Raw genomic sequence first — 16,125 nt, forward strand, 5'->3', positions numbered from 1 at the left:
ATCGATTCCTCCTAGAAAATAGAATATAAAAAAAGCCTTTCATCCCCAAGATTTAACTTGGAGACGAAAGACTTCTTCTTACGCGGTACCACCCCTGTTTCATGATAAACAAACATTATCATGCCCTTATTCGGATATAGATTGTTTGATCTTATATCCTTCCCATATAACGGTGGGGTGCCGACCTTAACTACATCAATACTTTTCATTTCACTAAGGCTACTCTAAGGTGAGTTCCCTGCTTTTTTGTTATTGCTTCTCATCAGCCAGCAACTTTCTGAAAACATTTCGGCAAGTACTATTCCTTATCATCGCATTCTCATTTTTCTGATTTTTTCTATTATACCAAGTCTACAAAAAAGAGATAGGGATAGGGATATCTTATTTAATTGATTTTTTTTGTTCTATGGGTGCTTATCTTTAATCCTCTTCACCAAATAAAATTCCGAGGCCACAAATAAAGGTGAGTGAATTCATAGCGAACAATAAAATCGCACCAATTTTTTTCATGGCAATGAACCTCCTCTTAAATTCAGTCTGCTAGCTTTCAAAATTTAAATTCACTGGTTCATCCTCTAAATGATCCACAGTATTTTGTTCTGTCACTGGCACACTTTCATCTACAATTTTAAAACTAAGTTCGTCCATCCAAATGTGACCTTGTCCATGTAGTAATATGCCAAACGCAATGACTTCACTTTTGACTGGAACATCCAATACTACACTAAAATGATTCCAGCCGTTTGTTCCTGTAATGGGGCGGTTCATCATGTTGTCAAACGCAAGAACTTCACCTGAAGAATGGTCAATCCTCATCCATAAACCAGCTGAACCTTTCACATCTTCGCTTTTGACAAAAGCAGAAAATTGAAGGCGTTCTCCACGGTAACGATCAGACTTAATTTGCTGCATCAATGTCGCGAAACCTCGAGCTTTTTCATCCTTGGATTTCAGGTAAGCTGAGGTAGTACCACTGTGTACAATTCTGCCATCCAGACCTGTTTCATAATCAGATGGTGTTTCTCCCGTCATAATCCAGCCAGTAGGTGTGTTCTTATTTGCAGCCATATTCGTTTCCTCCTTATCAATGACATTCCTTAGTAATCTCCGATAACGTGCGGGTGACATATCATATATCTTCTTAAAGGCTCTAGTGAAGGATTCCTGTGAACTAAATCGATACTGCAATGCAATGTCAATCGCCCGTTGATCCGTATGAATTAAATCCTTCGCCGCTTGGGTCATCCGACGTTCCCTTATATAATCGACAACTGACTTCTTAATCACTTTCTTGAATATACGGTGAAAGTGAAACCTAGAATAACCAGCGTGTTTCGCTAGAGTTTGAAGCGGTAAATCATCTTTCAGATGCTGTTCAATATAATTCAATGTTTCTTGAATCGTTTTCTCATGTTCTTGATAGGACAACCGAGCACCTCCTTGCCTTACGAGATTAGTATAGCGGAAATGCTTTTTAGGAAACTTGACTTTTTGTGCTGTGTTGTAATTATAGAATGGACCTTTTAGTCCTAGGTTCAGTAGGACTGAGTATCTGTGTACTGGGTGGAGTTTCTGAAGAAAATCTAGAAATCATCCGGGAATAAGATTTAATTCTACTCGAAGAAATTTCCATCTTAGGCTTTGAGTGAGACATCTGACAATATTTTGAGGTTCTCCCAGACATCCACAACAAAGGTGCCATGGATGACGCCAGAATATACGACTAAACAATTGGTATCGGTGCTATCACTTTGATTAATTACAGTTTCAGCAGAACTGCAAAAAATATTTAATTAGATAAATGTAGGTTGAGGGATATTGAAGGAAAATCAGATGTGAAGGGGATACAATGAATGAACAACTTAAAATTATTATTGATCTCATAATTAAAGCAGATAATACAATTGAAAAGAATATCATATTCGAAAAATTTTTTAATAAATCAGATCATATAAAAATATTCAAATATTAATGAAAGTTTTAAAAATAGGGAAATTAACGGTTATAAAATATTTCTCCTGACTATACAAAAATGTGGATTCTTGATAGTAATTATATTGGAGGGGATTACCGAAAATAAAAGTTGGTAAAGTTGTACATTTTGATTTGAATATTTTGACGTATTTAAACAGGTTATTAAATGATTATAGACAAAATATTCAGAAGAATGAATTTCTCGATTATCTAAATTTTTTTAAAAATAATCAATTCAATTATAATATTACTACTGCATTAATGGAACGCTCAATGTCCGATATAAGTGGTGTTGATAAGAATATTTGGAGGGTACTCTAAAAAAACTGTTGAGCCCATTTTAAATACAGTTTGGGATATTTACCATGTAAGATTAATAGAACAATCTTTTTTTATAGATAATAGTAATAAGGAAGAGATATTTTTATCATAATTTCAGTTCAAGAGATGATGCTTTTAATGAGTTATCTAAAATAAATCAAATAAAGGTTTTTGTAATTAATGATGGAAGACCGCTTGCAATTCGAGATATAGGTATAAAAGATATTTGTAACGACGAATTTTACAATGAGCTTTCATTCTTCATTTTTATTGCTATTTTTGGGCATTCTTCTCTGTTTTGATTTATTAGCCATATCGATCCTACAAATATAGACATCCCAAACATCTTTAAAATAAAACTTGTCAAAAATGTATATCCTTCGATTTCAATACCTAGCATAATTGTGGCTATTATGATTCCTATAAAACCAGCTAAGAAATATAAAATCAAAAATACACCTCCTCTAAAAACATCCTACTAAAACATTGAAAAGAACCCCTAACCAGGAGTTCCTTTCTCTATTCAATATTTTCTTAATGGGATATTTCCAATAAAGTTTTTTAGTGAAATTTTATAATGTTGTTCAATGTCACGTCCAAGGTTTTCATGTAATACCTTCATTTGTTCAATTATATAATTAAGATCGAATACATTATATAACTGTTGAGTTTCCCAAATAGTGGTGAGTCGAGCCTTATTATCAAATGGTATTACTGAAATAATGGGGTCGTCTTCCTCATACTCCATTGTGTAATATCTATACTCTGTAACTTTGTTTTTTTTCTTTATCTTTTTAATCCAGTCGTGCAAAGATGCATAAAATTCTAATAAGGCGATATTTTCTTCAAAATATACTTCGCCATTTATAACTATTTTAAACTCTCCCTCTACTCTTAGAGCTGTTGATGGATCTTTCTTCATGTTCTTTGGAATATCTTTCTCATCAGATGTGAACATATAATCAAATTCTACTTGATTGGATAAGCTGTCCATATTTTACCATCCCAACCTATAACTATTTTTATTTTTGTCTCACCTTTTGTTCCGATTTTCTTTTTCAGATTTGCAGTGATGACAAAGGATAGTTTTTTATTATTGTTTATAGTAAACGAAACATTTTTAGATTGTAAAGCTTCTTTTATCCATTTATTTACTGTGCTCTTGCTTTTGGTATCAAATTTTCTGTATCTACCTTTTGCATTACTAAGATGTTTGTTGCTAACAGAAAACTTAGAAACTTTTTTTATACCTTGTTTAATTACCTGTTTTTTAAAAGTTTTTATTATTAGCTTCTTTCCGTATTTTTTAATAGCATATTGAATACCAAACCTAGAAACAATTCCAACTATTATTGCTGGAACAATTGATGACTGAGCTTCTATGGTGCTAACTTTATACTCTTTTCCTGTTTCATCATCCACAAAGGTTGCTGTAAAATCATTTCCTTCAATCTCTTCAATTAACACGTTGAATTTGTTAGTTTCTTTTTCCCCATTTTCTAACTCTGTAATACCATCAACTGTGATTTCACCTGTCTCATGATTAATTTTCATGTCAGTTTGGACATTCATACTCTCAGCTTCAAGCTGAGTAGATATATTAACTTCATCTAGGCTTTCCTTAACTTCCATTAACATATCTTGTTCTAGCTCTATCCCCAATTCTTTTTCAACATTCACTTCATATTCTTTACTAGCATTCTCTTCTATTCTTAAAGCATCAGAATTAATTTCGCCTGATTTTGCACTTGCAAATTCAGGAACAACTCCACACAAAAACAATGTTAACACAAGAATTTTTATTAAAACCTTTTTCAATCTAATTCTCTCCCTTGTTACAAATAATCATCCCATTGCCATACTCTCTGTCATAACCTAGCTTTCCAAGATCAACTGTATTTTTCTTGAGTGTTTGATGAACATTCTCTTTAGATTTGTATTTTTTAGAATACAAACAGCCTATAGCACCTGTTGCAAACGCAGTTGCAAAGGATGTACCTTTTACCTTTGTATATCCTCCGTGTATATCAGTTGTTTTAATATTTACTCCAGGCGCAGAAAAGTCAATTTTTCCTTTTGCTGAAATTGGATCAATTTTTAGTTTTTCGTTAAGTGAGGATATCGATAAGACGCCTTCATATTTTGCAGGGTATTCAACAGTTAGACCTAATGTATTTCCAGAAGCAGCTGTAATTGTTATATTGTTATCTAAAGCAATTTTTATAACATTTCGTAATTCATCGTAGTCTTTTCCAAATCCGAAACTTATATTAATTATGTCTACCTTTTGCTCAATACACCATTTAATCCCTTTGACAACATCTTCAACTTTTCCTTTGCCATTTTTATTTAGTACCTTGACATCATAAATAATGGGATTCTGTGAAATACCTTTTATTTCTTCACCAGTTGCAGCGATTATTCCGGCAATTGCTGTACCATGACCATAATCATCTTCGATAGATTTTTTTGGTTTAATAGCATTGTACTCATAAAAAGTTAAATCTTTAAACTCTTTATGTGACTTATTAATACCGCTATCAAGGATAGCAATTTTGACATAATTCTTATGATTATTAGGTTTTTCATGACCTATAACTTTATATCCCCATAGCAGGTCTTTTTCCTTCTCTGTCTTGTATGATTTACTATTATCCTCAGAAACATCGCCAGATAGTCCCCAACATAATACAATTGCAAGAATCACTAGGCACGAAACAAATAGTAATAAGGCTTTTGACTTTTTCATTCAAGCTTCCTTCTCACATGCAGTATTTAGAATTAATACAGAATATACCTCCCTTCCCTTTTTATGAAATACAAGAATATATTAACCTATATTTATTTTGATGTAAATGTTATTTAAGGTAATATATCCTTATATATTTAAAATTTCCCATGCGTGTACTACTGTAAATATGCCAGTTCTTCTTCTTGACTCGTTTACTTAATAATTATCTATGATTTTTTTGATTAAAAATGTTTTGCCACTGCCAACTATGACCTGATAACACAATGAGTTTATTCATTACTTGTTGTAACCTCACTCCAACTCCACATGTCCAACGTTCTCCAAAATTGAAAGCGAAACAAGTAAACGTAAAAATAATGTCACTAAAATAGATTTTGAAAATGAAAAATCTAAATTAATCAGTGAAATTGCAAATGGACAAAAGTTCTTTTTTTGGAATATGAATTATTCCAACTAAAACAGATTAAAGAATAGGCTATTTTTATTTGAATCTTGTACTTAGAAAAGAAAAGTAAGTGAAATAGTGTAATTACTTAAGTGTGGATCTGCATTTTGTTCAAAAATTTTTACTATTACTGATACTATAATTATAGAAAGGGTGTTGAATATTGCTGGAATTGTAAGTAAATTAGAAGGGTTACCATGCAAAGAAACTCTAGTCATAAACTTGACTAGAGGTTTCTTACTGGGTAATTGTGCAATTTTAATTCATTCACTTTAACGCTTCTGTTTAAAAATCATTCAGTTTATTTGAAATCCCTCTTCAAAATCGAATAAATAAACACATCATCAAACCCATTCTGACCAAGATCATACTCCCTTAATAAACCCTCTCGAACAAAATCAACATTCTCCAATAATTGAACAGAGGACGTATTTGCTGGATCAATAATCGCTTCAATCCGATTCAGATACATTTCCTGAAACCCATATCGTAACACCGCAGCAATTGCTTCGCTCATGATGCCTTTTCTCCAATGATCGTGGTGTAATTCATAGCCGATTTCCGTGCGGCAGTGCTGTTTTTCTAGGTTGAGAAAGCCGCAGCTGCCGATGATCGCAGGATCATCTTTTAGAGAAATGCCCCAGCGGATGCCTGATTGTTCTTTGAAGATGTCGTGATACCACTTGATTTCTCCTTTTGTGTCTTCAATCGTTTCATGAGCATCAATGCCCATGTAGCGGCACACGGTTTCATTGGATAAGTAGATGTGCATATCCTCAGCGTCTTCGATTGTTGCTTGTTTTAAGATTAGTCTTTCGGTATGTATGGTTGGAAATGATTGCGGGAATATCAGTTTATGTCTATACATATTTTTCTCCTCGTGCAATTTTATTTAAATTATACCTGTACTGGTCGATTTTGTGTAATGCTTTGGTATAATATGTGAGAATGTGATTGCGGGGATAATTCACAAACAGAATTCGATTAAAAGCAAAAGAGGATAATTGAAATGGGTATTTTTCTAATTATGATCGTCATCGTGATGATCATCGTATCTTTAGCGATCTATTTGTTTAAAAAGGGAATCATCCATTCTAAAGTGTTAGTGATTGTAGGTTCTGTTTTAGGAGGAACCGCACTATTTGTTTGGGTGGCTATGTTTTTTAATTTTCACTCTGTATCTTTAACAAATGAATCGCTAGGTCATTTTAAGATTGGTGAAAAATTTGAGAGAGATCATACTTTTGTGGAGAATACTCAATTCTCCCATCCTAAACAGAGGGTCTATATGGAAAAAGAAAATCAAGATTTTGTAGTATCAGTTGATCAACATCATCGAGTTACATCTATTTACAATCAGTCAAAACAGAAAAAACTCAAAACATCTAAGGGAATCACTATTGGAGACGATTATTCATCTGTGCTACAAACATATGGAGATCAATTCAAGAAGCTCTGGTTTGTCGAAGGGTATAGCAAAGGTATACAATATCAAGATCAATCAAACGGTATCATTCTGGAGTTCTTTTTCAATGACAATAAACTAGCACTCATTGAACTTCGTAGTAAGCGGAAATAAAAAAGTAGAAAGTAAAAACAAGCATTTCAATTGAAATGCTTGTTTTTATGTTTCTTTTCCATAACATGTCTTACAATAAAAAACCCCTTCATTCCTGAGCCAAGCCTTTACCTCTGTCATTCCTTTTCTCTTTGGATAGGTCAGCTTGACGTACACTTCTTCGTTTCCTTCTATCTTTTTCTGACAGCTAGCACACGTGGGTTCTTCAAATAGAAACAATCGACTTACTCCTTTTTGTACATATTTCTTCCATTATATCAAATGTTCGACATGTTCTTTGCGGCTCGTTCTTCACTTTCTCTATTTTTATCCGACATATGCTAAGTAAAAGAAATTTCCATTTGTTGAAACCGTTTGAAAGAAAGCTTGCTCTAACAGGTGTAGGAGGTGTGAGTGTGATGAAGCAAGTGCGTCTAATTAAAAAAGCACAAAAAGGGAATGTCCCGGCATTTGAGAAATTAATGCTGATGTATCAAGAGCGTTTATATAAAACAGCTTTTCTCTACACAAGAAATAAAGAGGATTCGTTAGATGCTGTTCAAGAGACGGTATTTAAAGCGTTTAAGCATCTATCTGGTTTGAAAGAACCGGCTTATTTTTCTAGCTGGCTGACGAGAATTTTGATTCATACAATTTTTGCGATGAAGAAAAAACAGCAAGATGTTGTTCCGTTTGAACAGCAACACGAAAGCGTGGAGCGTCATGATTTTTTGGAAGACAAGCTCGATTTAAAAAATGCACTTGAAGTGTTAGATGAGCAATACCAGGTGGTCATTCAGTTGTTTTATTTTCAAGATTATTCAATTTCGATGATTTCTGAGCAGATGGGTGTGCCTGAAGGAACGGTTAAAACTCATTTGTATCGAGCAAGAAAGTTATTAAAGCAAACATTGGAGAAGGAGGAGAGTGTCGATGAAACGAAAAGAAATGAAAAAGCTTTATGATGAGATTGATGTACCAATGGTTGAAGTAACCTCTGCGATTCGCCAAGCAATAGGAGATGTAAAAGCGGAACAGAAAAGACATTGGTTCAAATGGAACTGGAGAACGCCAATATACTCTGTCATTGTTCTCATCGTCCTCATCGTCCTTTATTTTTCTTCAGGTTTTCTTTTTCCTTCTCTTAATACAGCAATGGCACGTGTACCGATTATTGGGCAGTTTTATATGATGTTTCACGATAAAGTAGGAATGTCTCTTTTTCAGAGTGATTTGGTGAAGCATGTCAATGAAGGGGCTGAATCAAGAGGGGTGACTGTGAAAGTAAACAGCGTGTACTATGATGCCGGGCGGCTTGTTTATACGTTTACGGTGGAGAATCTCCATACAAAAGAAGATTCTGTATCGTTCAGAGTGAATGCAGAAAAAATCGATGGAAACTTCCAACTTAATTATGATAAAACAGAGTTGAAAAAATTAAAAGATGGCCGCTATGTTGGGCAGACGGAAGTCTATACAAATGGACAAACGATCAAACAAGGTCAGCAAGTGCCACTCGTCATTTCAAAAATTGGAGATATTGTAGGGAATTGGCGTTTTGAATTACCTGTAGTGAAGCAAAAAACCACTTTATTAGCGGGACAAAAAGACGTGTCTATTTTAAATGGACGTTATCAAATAAGAAACGTAAAGGTAGAAAATGGAGTGAAAGGCTCTGCTATTCAATATGCCATTGATTACAATGGTTTTGCCAAAGATGATAGAGTTAGTATTGATAGAATGAAGGATAATTTAGGGAATGAGTATGAGCTTGAGATTGGAACCGTTTTAAGAAAAAAACAACTGACTTCTGACAAAACTAGAAAAGATCATTTGACAATTTTGAATCAGCCGATCAATCCAAAGGCGACTGAATTGACATTTTACACAGATGTGAGCTACGAACGAGAATACAGCCACATCATTCCTCTCAAGACAAAGCTGCCTGTTCAGTTCAAAACAAAACACCATGGCATCGGAATCAAAATCATTAAGATAGAGCAAAAAGACCGTTCTGTGATTGTTGATTATCAATTTACTGGAGTAGATCAAAAAGAATTAGATCAGGATGTGATGGAGAATATAGGTGAATTCATTGGATTAGGCGATGTTGAAAAGATGAAATCATGGCCCGATCCACAAGCAGACTATGAAAGCGGATATTACTTGAAGGGGAACCATGCGAAGATGACGAATTTAAAGACAGCTTCCATGCAATCCACCTTTGAATTTGATGATAAGAATTTAGAAACTTTATCATTAAAGCATTTTTCTTTTAAAGAATATGGGCTTTACCTTGATTTGTCAGAACTGAATATGTTGGCACCACAGAAAGCAATAAAGGTAACCATTCCAGTCAAAAAAGAAACTTCAAAAGCTAGTCAATAAATAAGAGAGCGAACATGGTTATACATGTTCGCTTTTTGTCTGCTGTTCCGCCAGTCGATTACGGTTGAACGAATACCTAATCAACATCAACGCCACAAAACTAGCTAACCCGCCTATCCAACTTAAATTAGTCACATTTGTATACTGTATAATCACGCCGCCCATTGACGATCCAAGCATCATGCCGATGTTCATAATCGCTGTATTAAAGCTCAGCACGGTTTCTGATGCTTGGGGTTTAAGGGAGATCAGATAAAATTGCTTCGCTGGTGTTGTTGTCCATGTGGCGATGCCCCAAATGGCGAGTGTGATCAAGACGCTAATTGTAGAGAATTGCGTAAAGAATAAGGCAAAGAGAGCGAACATCTGGATCATGATGCTGATCGAGATGGTTCGGTTTGGTCCCCATTGATCAACGGCGAAGCCGCCAAAGCGTGAGCCGATAAAAGCAGAAATGCCTAAGACGAGCAAGGCCATGCTTGTCATTTCAAGTGAAAAGCCGGCGGTCTGTCGCAATAAAGGAGAGATATAAGCAAAGACCATCGTGTAGCCTAAGATCCAAAGGGCGGTCGTTGCTAAGCCGCTGATCACTCTGCGGTCTTGAAGAATGTGTAATTGCTGCTTTAAAGGTAGATGTGAATGTCCCTCTATGCGTGGCAGCAATTGATAAAGAAGCAAGAAGAGACAAGCAGTACCTAGTGCAATGATGAGAAAAATATAGTGCCAATCCACATGACCTGATAGAAATGTCCCAATAGGCACACCAAGTACGAGTGAAACGGTGAATCCAGTGATGACAGTTGCCATTGCACTTCCCTTTTTTTCTGGCGGGGCGATCTGCGCTGCATAATTCGTGGCGACGACAATATATAAACCGCCGCTCATGGCCATGATGACACGAGAGAGCAGGAGCAGCACAAAATGATGGCTGAAAAAGGCGAGCATATTGCCTAAAATAAACACAAAAATAGCTGATAACAAAACCTTTTTTCGGTTCAGTTTCGATGTTGCCATGACTAAAAAGAGAGCGCCTACTGCATAAAAAAGAGAATAGACGGTGATGAGCTGACCGGCAGCAGGAATGGAGATGTGTAAATCAACAGCAATGATATCTAGAATGCCAGACACGACGAATTCTGACGTGCCTGTGACAAATGAACCGACAGCTAAAAGAATAATCAATAGCTGATGAGATGTGTTTTTCATTTTTGAACCCTTCCTTCATGTTGATACGTTGTCTTTAGTTTAAATTCCGTGCTAACATAAGTAAAATTGATGTTTTTCATGAAGGAGATGAGTAAATACTCATGAGCTTTGTTCGCTTTGATATTATCGCAAAAGTTGTGGAGCTTGGCAGTTTTACAGCAGCAGCTGAAGCATTAAATATGACGCAGTCAGCTGTGAGTCATGCAGTGGCGAATTTAGAGTCAGAGTGGGGTGTGTCTTTATTCATTCGTGACCGAAAAAAGGGCATTATGCTAACGGACATTGGTCAAACGCTTCTCCCGCATATTAGAGAAGTGTTAAATAGAGTGGAGAAAATCCAGCAAGAAATTGCGTTAACGAAAAATATTGAAACAGGTATGATTCGTATCGGCACATTTGCCAGTGCCTCTGCTTGTTTATTGCCTAAACTGCTTGTGAGCTATCAGAAAAAACATCCGAAAATCGAATTTAAATTCTATGAGGGAACGTATGAAGAAATATTGGAGTGGCTGGATTCTGGCATCATTGATGTTGGATTCGTTGTAAAAGGTCATGCGGATGAAGCCTTTGATTTAATGCCGCTTATGAAAGATGAGATGGTCGTCGCCTATCACCCAAATCATCGATATGAACAGCAGCCCATTGTGGATATAACAGATTTGGCGGGTGAACCATTTATTATGCCGACTGGCATGTATCAATCACATGTAGAGGATATTTTTTCAGAGGCGCAAATGAAGCCGGCTGTTTTATTTGAAGTTCATGATTGTACGACCATTGCCCGTATGGTCGGGGAAGGACTTGGTGTCACGATAGGTCCGGAGTTGTTTTTAAAAACGCAGCAGCTTGTGCATATTCGCCAGCTGAATGTCTCTCATCATCGTGAGGTTGCGCTCGCCTGTCCGTCGCTCTCTCAAGCTTCGCCGGCAGTGAAAGAGTTTTTCCATGTAGCCGAAGCGGTTTTTGCAAAAGAGAAGGATTTGGGGAAGGGTGTATAAAGAACTAGCTGTGAATTTCCAAATTCGTGTAATAAGACGAATGAAGCGGACATTTCTTTGAAAAATGTTCGCTTTTCGTATTGTGTTTTAAAAATGAAGTTGGTACAATAGACACAGAAATCAAATAGATAGAAGTCGTATAATCGCGGGGATATGGCCCGCAAGTTTCTACCAAGCTACCGTAAATGGCTTGACTACGTCAATTCACACTCGTTTGATATAAATCATGCATTGTTCTTGTTTTATGTCACAGTCTGAATTCACATATGTAGTCAAGCGTCCCAAAATTGTTGGGGCGTTTTTTATTTGACTAGTGAATGGGGCAGGCTAAAGCAAAAGGACATGAAGGGAGTCAGTTGGCTTGAAACAGTTTTTTCAGTTTGATGAATTAGGTACGAATTACCGCAGAGAGATCATCGGTGGTTTAACCACATTTTTGTCGATGGCTTACATTCTGTTTGTTAATCCGATCACACTTGCATTAGTGTCTGTGCCGGATTTTCCAGATAAATTACGAATTGATCAGGGGGCAGTCTTTACAGCGACGGCGTTAGCTTCTGCTGCAGGGTGTATTCTGATGGGATTGATCGCCAGGTATCCGATTGCGATTGCACCCGGTATGGGTCTGAATGCGTTCTTCGCCTTTTCGGTTGTACTTGGCATGGGCATCAAATGGGAAGCTGCACTTTCAGGTGTGTTCGTTTCAGGTTTGATTTTCGTTGCTCTTTCTTTAACAGGTTTCCGTGAAAAAATCATCAATGCCATTCCGGCTGAGCTGAAGCTGGCAGTTGGTGCAGGTATTGGTTTGTTCATTACGTTTGTTGGTCTTCAAGGCTCTGGCATTATCGCCAATAATGATAATACACTCGTTTCGATTGGAAATATTCATAGTGGTCCGGTTCTGTTAACGGTGTTTGGTATCGTAGTGACTGTTATATTAATGGTTCTTCGTGTGAATTCAGGTGTCTTCATTGGGATGCTTGTGACTGCTATTGCCGGGATGATTTTTGGTCTTATACCAGTACCGTCTCAAATTGTGGGAAGTATTCCAAGCTTGTCTCCAACCTTTGGTCAAGCCTTGATTCACTTACCAGAAATATTCTCCATTCAAATGCTTATTGTGATTTTAACGTTCCTTTTCGTTGGATTCTTTGATACAGCTGGTACGCTTGTGGCTGTGGCAACACAGGCTGGTTTAATGAAAAATAATGAGCTGCCACGTGCAGGAAGAGCACTCTTGGCGGATTCTTCTTCAATCGTTGTAGGTTCTATTCTTGGTACATCTACAACAACGTCTTATGTTGAATCTAGCTCAGGTGTTGCTGCTGGTGCGCGTTCTGGTTTTGCAGCTGTCGTCACAGGGATTTTCTTCTTGCTGGCGATGTTCTTCTCACCGCTTTTATCCATTGTTACACCTAATGTGACAGCACCTGCTTTGATTATTGTTGGTGCACTGATGGTTGCTCCGCTGGCGAAGATTGCATGGGATCGTTTTGAAATTGCGGTACCAGCTTTCTTAACGATGATTATGATGCCACTGACTTACAGTATTGCAACAGGTATTGCGGTTGGCTTTATTTTCTACCCGATTACGATGATCTTTAAAGGGAAAGCCAAAGAAGTGCATCCAATCATGTACGGATTGTTTGTCATCTTTATTCTATATTTTGCTTTCTTAAATCATTAATTGAACATCCGAAACAGCAGCTCATGGAAGCTGCTGTTTTTTTGTTAAAAAAATCAAAACATAGTTGACTTATAGGAATTATGTGTTTATGATAAAAAGACATAATTCGCTGATTGGATCACCAAAGGCGCTTTGATTTCCTTTTTAATAGAAGGTTTCAGGGTGCCTTTTTTTCTTGCAGACATTCAAAAGGGGAGGAGATGTCTTTTGTCACGCTGGCTTCGACAGGTGATTGAACGAAAAAAGCAGGTGCTGATTCAAAAGCTCCTTTTATGGGGGCATGAAGAAGGGCAGGAAGCACTCATGCATTACACGATTCATGAGCTGGAAAATGAGGTTCTCTATTTAAAAGAGCGAAAACAAAAATAGGGGGATGAGCGATGGATGAACAAAAGCTGAATTATATTTTATCTGCCTTAAAAGGGATCGACTATGGATCAGTGGTCATCACCATTCATAATGGACATATTACACAGGTTGATACGACCAAGAAGACTCGGTTCCCCGCTCATCAGGAGAATCTCCGGGTTCAGCAAGGAAAGCGGAGTCAATATCGTTGATCATGAATTTCAACATTGATAAAAAGCTGATGGAGGCCGTCAGCTTTTTTGTTTTGTCTTATTTTCTCTCCATTTTAAAACCTCTGCTGCCTTTTATCCGTCTATTCGTATGAACGTCAAGGAATCTTGACTGAATAGAGAGACTCCGCTACTTTAAGAGGAGTCATCCGAACAGTTCATGCACTTTTAGCACTGTAAGGATTGGATAGGAGTTGATATGAGATGTTAGAGAAAGATCAAGATCAGGGGACATCTGAAAAGAAAAACGAAGAGTCATCAATAGATCAAGAAACAAGGCAATCCCGCCTCAGCCGCAGCGCTGCAAAACGAGGAAGAACCTCAAAAACAGCGGATGATGAGCGCTCAGCTATCCAGCGTATACTGCAAGGTGTAGGAGGCGCGTTTAAGCGGTATGGTTCATATGGACTGGCGATGTTAAAATCACCGAGCCGGGCCATTAATCAAGCGGAAACATTGCGTATGAAGTACGCCTGGATCTCGATTGTGTTATTCAGCGTGTTTTTTGCTTTAGGCAACTATGTTCAATTAAAGGCGTCAAAGACCCGTTTATTAGGCTTTGGCATTCATTATTCTTTTGGCGACGCCTTTTTGAGAGTGGCAGTCTTTACACTCATTGTGTTGACATTGATGATGCTTACCGTCTGGCTGCTCGGAAAGTACATGCTAAAAGGCAACATATCACTGAAAGAAGTGATCATGAAGTTTGGTGCTGCGCTTGTGCCGGTGTTGGTTTTATCCATCCTTTGGCTTGTATTTGCCATGCTGAATATTCCATATGTGACCGTCATAATATCTGTGATGATGTTTGTCGGCCTCCAGTTGATTGCGATCGTGCTCTTTCGCTCGATTCAATCGGAGCATGATGCCGAACGTGGAGATTTGATGTATGCGGGCTGGGCCTTTTTATTGGTTGAGCTTGTTATCATCGCGCTGCTCTGGGGCATAGTCGGGGAGTATTTGATTCCATCACTTGTTCCTGTTCGATTTGGATAAAACACAATGAAAACCTCCTTTTTTGAAAAAGGAGGTTTTCATGTTGAGAAGAGAAAAAAACGGGTAAACTCTTGGTAACAAACACCATCCTTGTTGTCGAAAGATATATGTGTTTTGATCGCGTAAATTTGATTGTATCAAGGTATGTTCTCTAGTAGAATATGGGGTGCTTTATTTGATTTTTTAGTGCAGGGGGTTCGAATCGTGCTTCAACAACTTTTATCCAATGCGTTCACCATGGTTTTAATCATTTTAGTGATTAATATTGTTTATGTTTCTTTTTCCACCATGCGTTTGATTTTAACGATGAAAGGCAGACGGTACGCAGCTGCTTTTGCGGGTACGATCGAAATGCTCATTTATGTCATTGGGCTAAGTATCGTTTTAGATAACTTAGATCAAATACAAAATGTCATTGCGTATGCGCTAGGTTATGGGATGGGGATCATTGTCGGGATGAAAATTGAAGAGAAGCTGGCACTTGGCTACACAACTGTTAACGTGATCACAAAAGAATTGGATGTCGATCTCCCAAGACAATTGAGAGAAAAAGGATATGGTGTCACCAGCTGGGTAGCAGGCGGTCTTGAAGGAGACCGGACAGCATTGCAAATTTTAACACCGAGAAAATATGAACTGCAATTATATGAAACGATTAAGACGCTGGATTCAAAGGCGTTTATCATTTCATATGAGCCCAAATCGATTCACGGCGGCTTCTGGGTGAAGGCTGTGAAGAAAAGGAGAATTAAAGAATGACCGCAAAACCAAAGAAGAAAAAATTCTATGTGGAAGACAACATGACGATTGATCAAGTGTTGTCCCAGATGGCAGCGGAAGGCTACTCGCCTGTCCGTCGAATGGAGGAACCGATTTTTCAAGAAAAGAAGGAAAATGGGTCGATTCAGATCATTCCGATTGGGAAAAAAATCGTATTTGAAGGAAAAATAGTCTAAATCCGAACATTAAAACGACGACTTCATAGATTGTTCGATAAATCCGTTGACATCATGAACATCCGTTGTTAAGATAAACATGAAATCAAAACACGAGCCTCATATAATCTTGGGAATATGGCCCATAAGTTTCTACCCAGTTACCGTAAATGACTGGACTATGCAGGATAGTGAACAAAACTGACATGGCGTTTCAAAAGCGAACAGCGCTTACCATGGCCCGGTTTGTGTTGCTTCCTAACATTGCAATACAGACCGGGCCTTTT

The 16,125-nt window shown here is 37.3% G+C and carries 18 protein-coding genes, 1 pseudogene, 2 riboswitches and 1 other annotated feature; of the genes and pseudogenes, 11 read left to right on the top strand and 8 right to left on the bottom strand.

What is annotated here, in order from left to right; all coding sequences use genetic code 11:
• Positions 1 to 56 precede the first annotated feature (56 nt).
• Positions 57 to 321, bottom strand: a binding site (T-box leader).
• 219 nt (positions 322 to 540) lie between these two features.
• A complete protein-coding gene (locus MHI08_RS03100) occupies positions 541 to 1,428 on the bottom strand; it encodes an AraC family transcriptional regulator (protein WP_120208711.1) in 888 nt (295 codons plus the stop codon).
• Between the two features lie 113 nt (positions 1,429 to 1,541).
• Between MHI08_RS03100 and MHI08_RS03105 the strand changes: the two are divergent.
• Positions 1,542 to 1,727, top strand: a pseudogene (locus MHI08_RS03105) (GMP synthase (glutamine-hydrolyzing)); the annotation flags it as partial.
• An 809-nt stretch (positions 1,728 to 2,536) separates the two neighbouring features.
• Here the strand turns inward: MHI08_RS03105 and MHI08_RS03110 are convergent.
• From MHI08_RS03110 to MHI08_RS03130, 5 genes are all read right to left on the bottom strand, one after another.
• Positions 2,537 to 2,746, bottom strand: coding sequence for a hypothetical protein (locus MHI08_RS03110; protein WP_024424492.1), 210 nt, complete (start codon positions 2,744 to 2,746; stop codon positions 2,537 to 2,539).
• Between the two features lie 72 nt (positions 2,747 to 2,818).
• Entirely contained in the window at positions 2,819 to 3,289 is a 471-nt protein-coding gene (locus tag MHI08_RS03115; RefSeq protein WP_024424493.1) for a hypothetical protein, read from the bottom strand.
• Complete coding sequence (locus tag MHI08_RS03120; protein ID WP_125587204.1) at positions 3,265 to 4,113, bottom strand: SAR2788 family putative toxin; 849 nt, start codon at positions 4,111 to 4,113, stop codon at positions 3,265 to 3,267. The genes MHI08_RS03115 and MHI08_RS03120 overlap by 25 nt, the downstream gene beginning before the upstream one ends.
• A 1-nt stretch (position 4,114) precedes the next feature.
• On the bottom strand, positions 4,115 to 5,044 hold the full coding sequence (locus MHI08_RS03125; protein WP_024424495.1) for a S8 family serine peptidase: 930 nt from the start codon (positions 5,042 to 5,044) through the stop codon (positions 4,115 to 4,117).
• A gap of 749 nt (positions 5,045 to 5,793) precedes the next feature.
• Entirely contained in the window at positions 5,794 to 6,360 is a 567-nt protein-coding gene (locus MHI08_RS03130) for a GNAT family N-acetyltransferase (protein ID WP_125587205.1), read from the bottom strand.
• A gap of 141 nt (positions 6,361 to 6,501) precedes the next feature.
• On the opposite strand from MHI08_RS03130, the gene MHI08_RS03135 reads away from it, so the two are divergent.
• On the top strand, positions 6,502 to 7,071 hold the full coding sequence (locus MHI08_RS03135; RefSeq protein ID WP_024426710.1) for a hypothetical protein: 570 nt from the start codon (positions 6,502 to 6,504) through the stop codon (positions 7,069 to 7,071).
• Between the two features lie 45 nt (positions 7,072 to 7,116).
• Here the strand turns inward: MHI08_RS03135 and MHI08_RS03140 are convergent, their stop codons facing one another.
• Positions 7,117 to 7,290, bottom strand: coding sequence for a Fe3+ hydroxamate ABC transporter substrate-binding protein (locus tag MHI08_RS03140; RefSeq protein ID WP_098676695.1), 174 nt, complete (start codon positions 7,288 to 7,290; stop codon positions 7,117 to 7,119).
• 179 nt (positions 7,291 to 7,469) lie between these two features.
• On the opposite strand from MHI08_RS03140, the gene MHI08_RS03145 reads away from it, so the two are divergent.
• Together MHI08_RS03145 and MHI08_RS03150 are read left to right on the top strand one after the other, a co-directional pair.
• Positions 7,470 to 8,015, top strand: a complete 546-nt coding sequence (locus MHI08_RS03145) for a sigma-70 family RNA polymerase sigma factor (RefSeq protein ID WP_041116055.1) — start codon at positions 7,470 to 7,472, stop codon at positions 8,013 to 8,015.
• Positions 7,984 to 9,438: a DUF4179 domain-containing protein gene (locus MHI08_RS03150; RefSeq protein WP_342492281.1), complete on the top strand. Its 1,455-nt coding sequence runs from the start codon at positions 7,984 to 7,986 to the stop codon at positions 9,436 to 9,438. Before MHI08_RS03145 ends, MHI08_RS03150 begins: the two co-directional genes overlap by 32 nt.
• 18 nt (positions 9,439 to 9,456) lie before the next feature.
• On the opposite strand, the gene MHI08_RS03155 is transcribed toward MHI08_RS03150, so the two are convergent.
• Positions 9,457 to 10,644, bottom strand: a complete 1,188-nt coding sequence (locus MHI08_RS03155) for an MFS transporter (RefSeq protein WP_125587207.1) — start codon at positions 10,642 to 10,644, stop codon at positions 9,457 to 9,459.
• Between the two features lie 101 nt (positions 10,645 to 10,745).
• On the opposite strand from MHI08_RS03155, the gene MHI08_RS03160 reads away from it, so the two are divergent.
• The 7 genes from MHI08_RS03160 to MHI08_RS03190 all read left to right on the top strand — a co-directional run bounded on the left by MHI08_RS03160 (position 10,746) and on the right by MHI08_RS03190 (position 15,859).
• Positions 10,746 to 11,642, top strand: a complete 897-nt coding sequence (locus MHI08_RS03160) for a LysR family transcriptional regulator (protein WP_125587208.1) — start codon at positions 10,746 to 10,748, stop codon at positions 11,640 to 11,642.
• A 115-nt stretch (positions 11,643 to 11,757) separates the two neighbouring features.
• Positions 11,758 to 11,859, top strand: a riboswitch (purine riboswitch).
• Between the two features lie 144 nt (positions 11,860 to 12,003).
• The gene (locus tag MHI08_RS03165; RefSeq protein ID WP_056767517.1) at positions 12,004 to 13,329 is read left to right on the top strand and encodes an NCS2 family permease; all 1,326 of its coding nucleotides are present in this window, start codon (positions 12,004 to 12,006) and stop codon (positions 13,327 to 13,329) included.
• 207 nt (positions 13,330 to 13,536) lie between these two features.
• Positions 13,537 to 13,698: a hypothetical protein gene (locus tag MHI08_RS03170; protein ID WP_162860200.1), complete on the top strand. Its 162-nt coding sequence runs from the start codon at positions 13,537 to 13,539 to the stop codon at positions 13,696 to 13,698.
• Between the two features lie 11 nt (positions 13,699 to 13,709).
• Positions 13,710 to 13,889: a YezD family protein gene (locus tag MHI08_RS03175; protein WP_024424503.1), complete on the top strand. Its 180-nt coding sequence runs from the start codon at positions 13,710 to 13,712 to the stop codon at positions 13,887 to 13,889.
• Between the two features lie 222 nt (positions 13,890 to 14,111).
• The gene (locus MHI08_RS03180) at positions 14,112 to 14,903 is read left to right on the top strand and encodes a hypothetical protein (RefSeq protein WP_342499986.1); all 792 of its coding nucleotides are present in this window, start codon (positions 14,112 to 14,114) and stop codon (positions 14,901 to 14,903) included.
• 204 nt (positions 14,904 to 15,107) lie between these two features.
• Positions 15,108 to 15,662, top strand: coding sequence for a DUF2179 domain-containing protein (locus MHI08_RS03185; protein ID WP_024424505.1), 555 nt, complete (start codon positions 15,108 to 15,110; stop codon positions 15,660 to 15,662).
• The gene (locus tag MHI08_RS03190; protein WP_012009137.1) at positions 15,659 to 15,859 is read left to right on the top strand and encodes an NETI motif-containing protein; all 201 of its coding nucleotides are present in this window, start codon (positions 15,659 to 15,661) and stop codon (positions 15,857 to 15,859) included. The genes MHI08_RS03185 and MHI08_RS03190 overlap by 4 nt, the downstream gene beginning before the upstream one ends.
• A 79-nt stretch (positions 15,860 to 15,938) precedes the next feature.
• Positions 15,939 to 16,040: riboswitch (purine riboswitch) on the top strand.
• Positions 16,041 to 16,125 lie beyond the last annotated feature (85 nt).

It is taken from the genome of Bacillus sp. FSL M7-0791 (assembly GCF_038627085.1).
GTDB classification, from domain to species: Bacteria; Bacillota; Bacilli; order Bacillales; family Bacillaceae; genus Bacillus; species Bacillus safensis.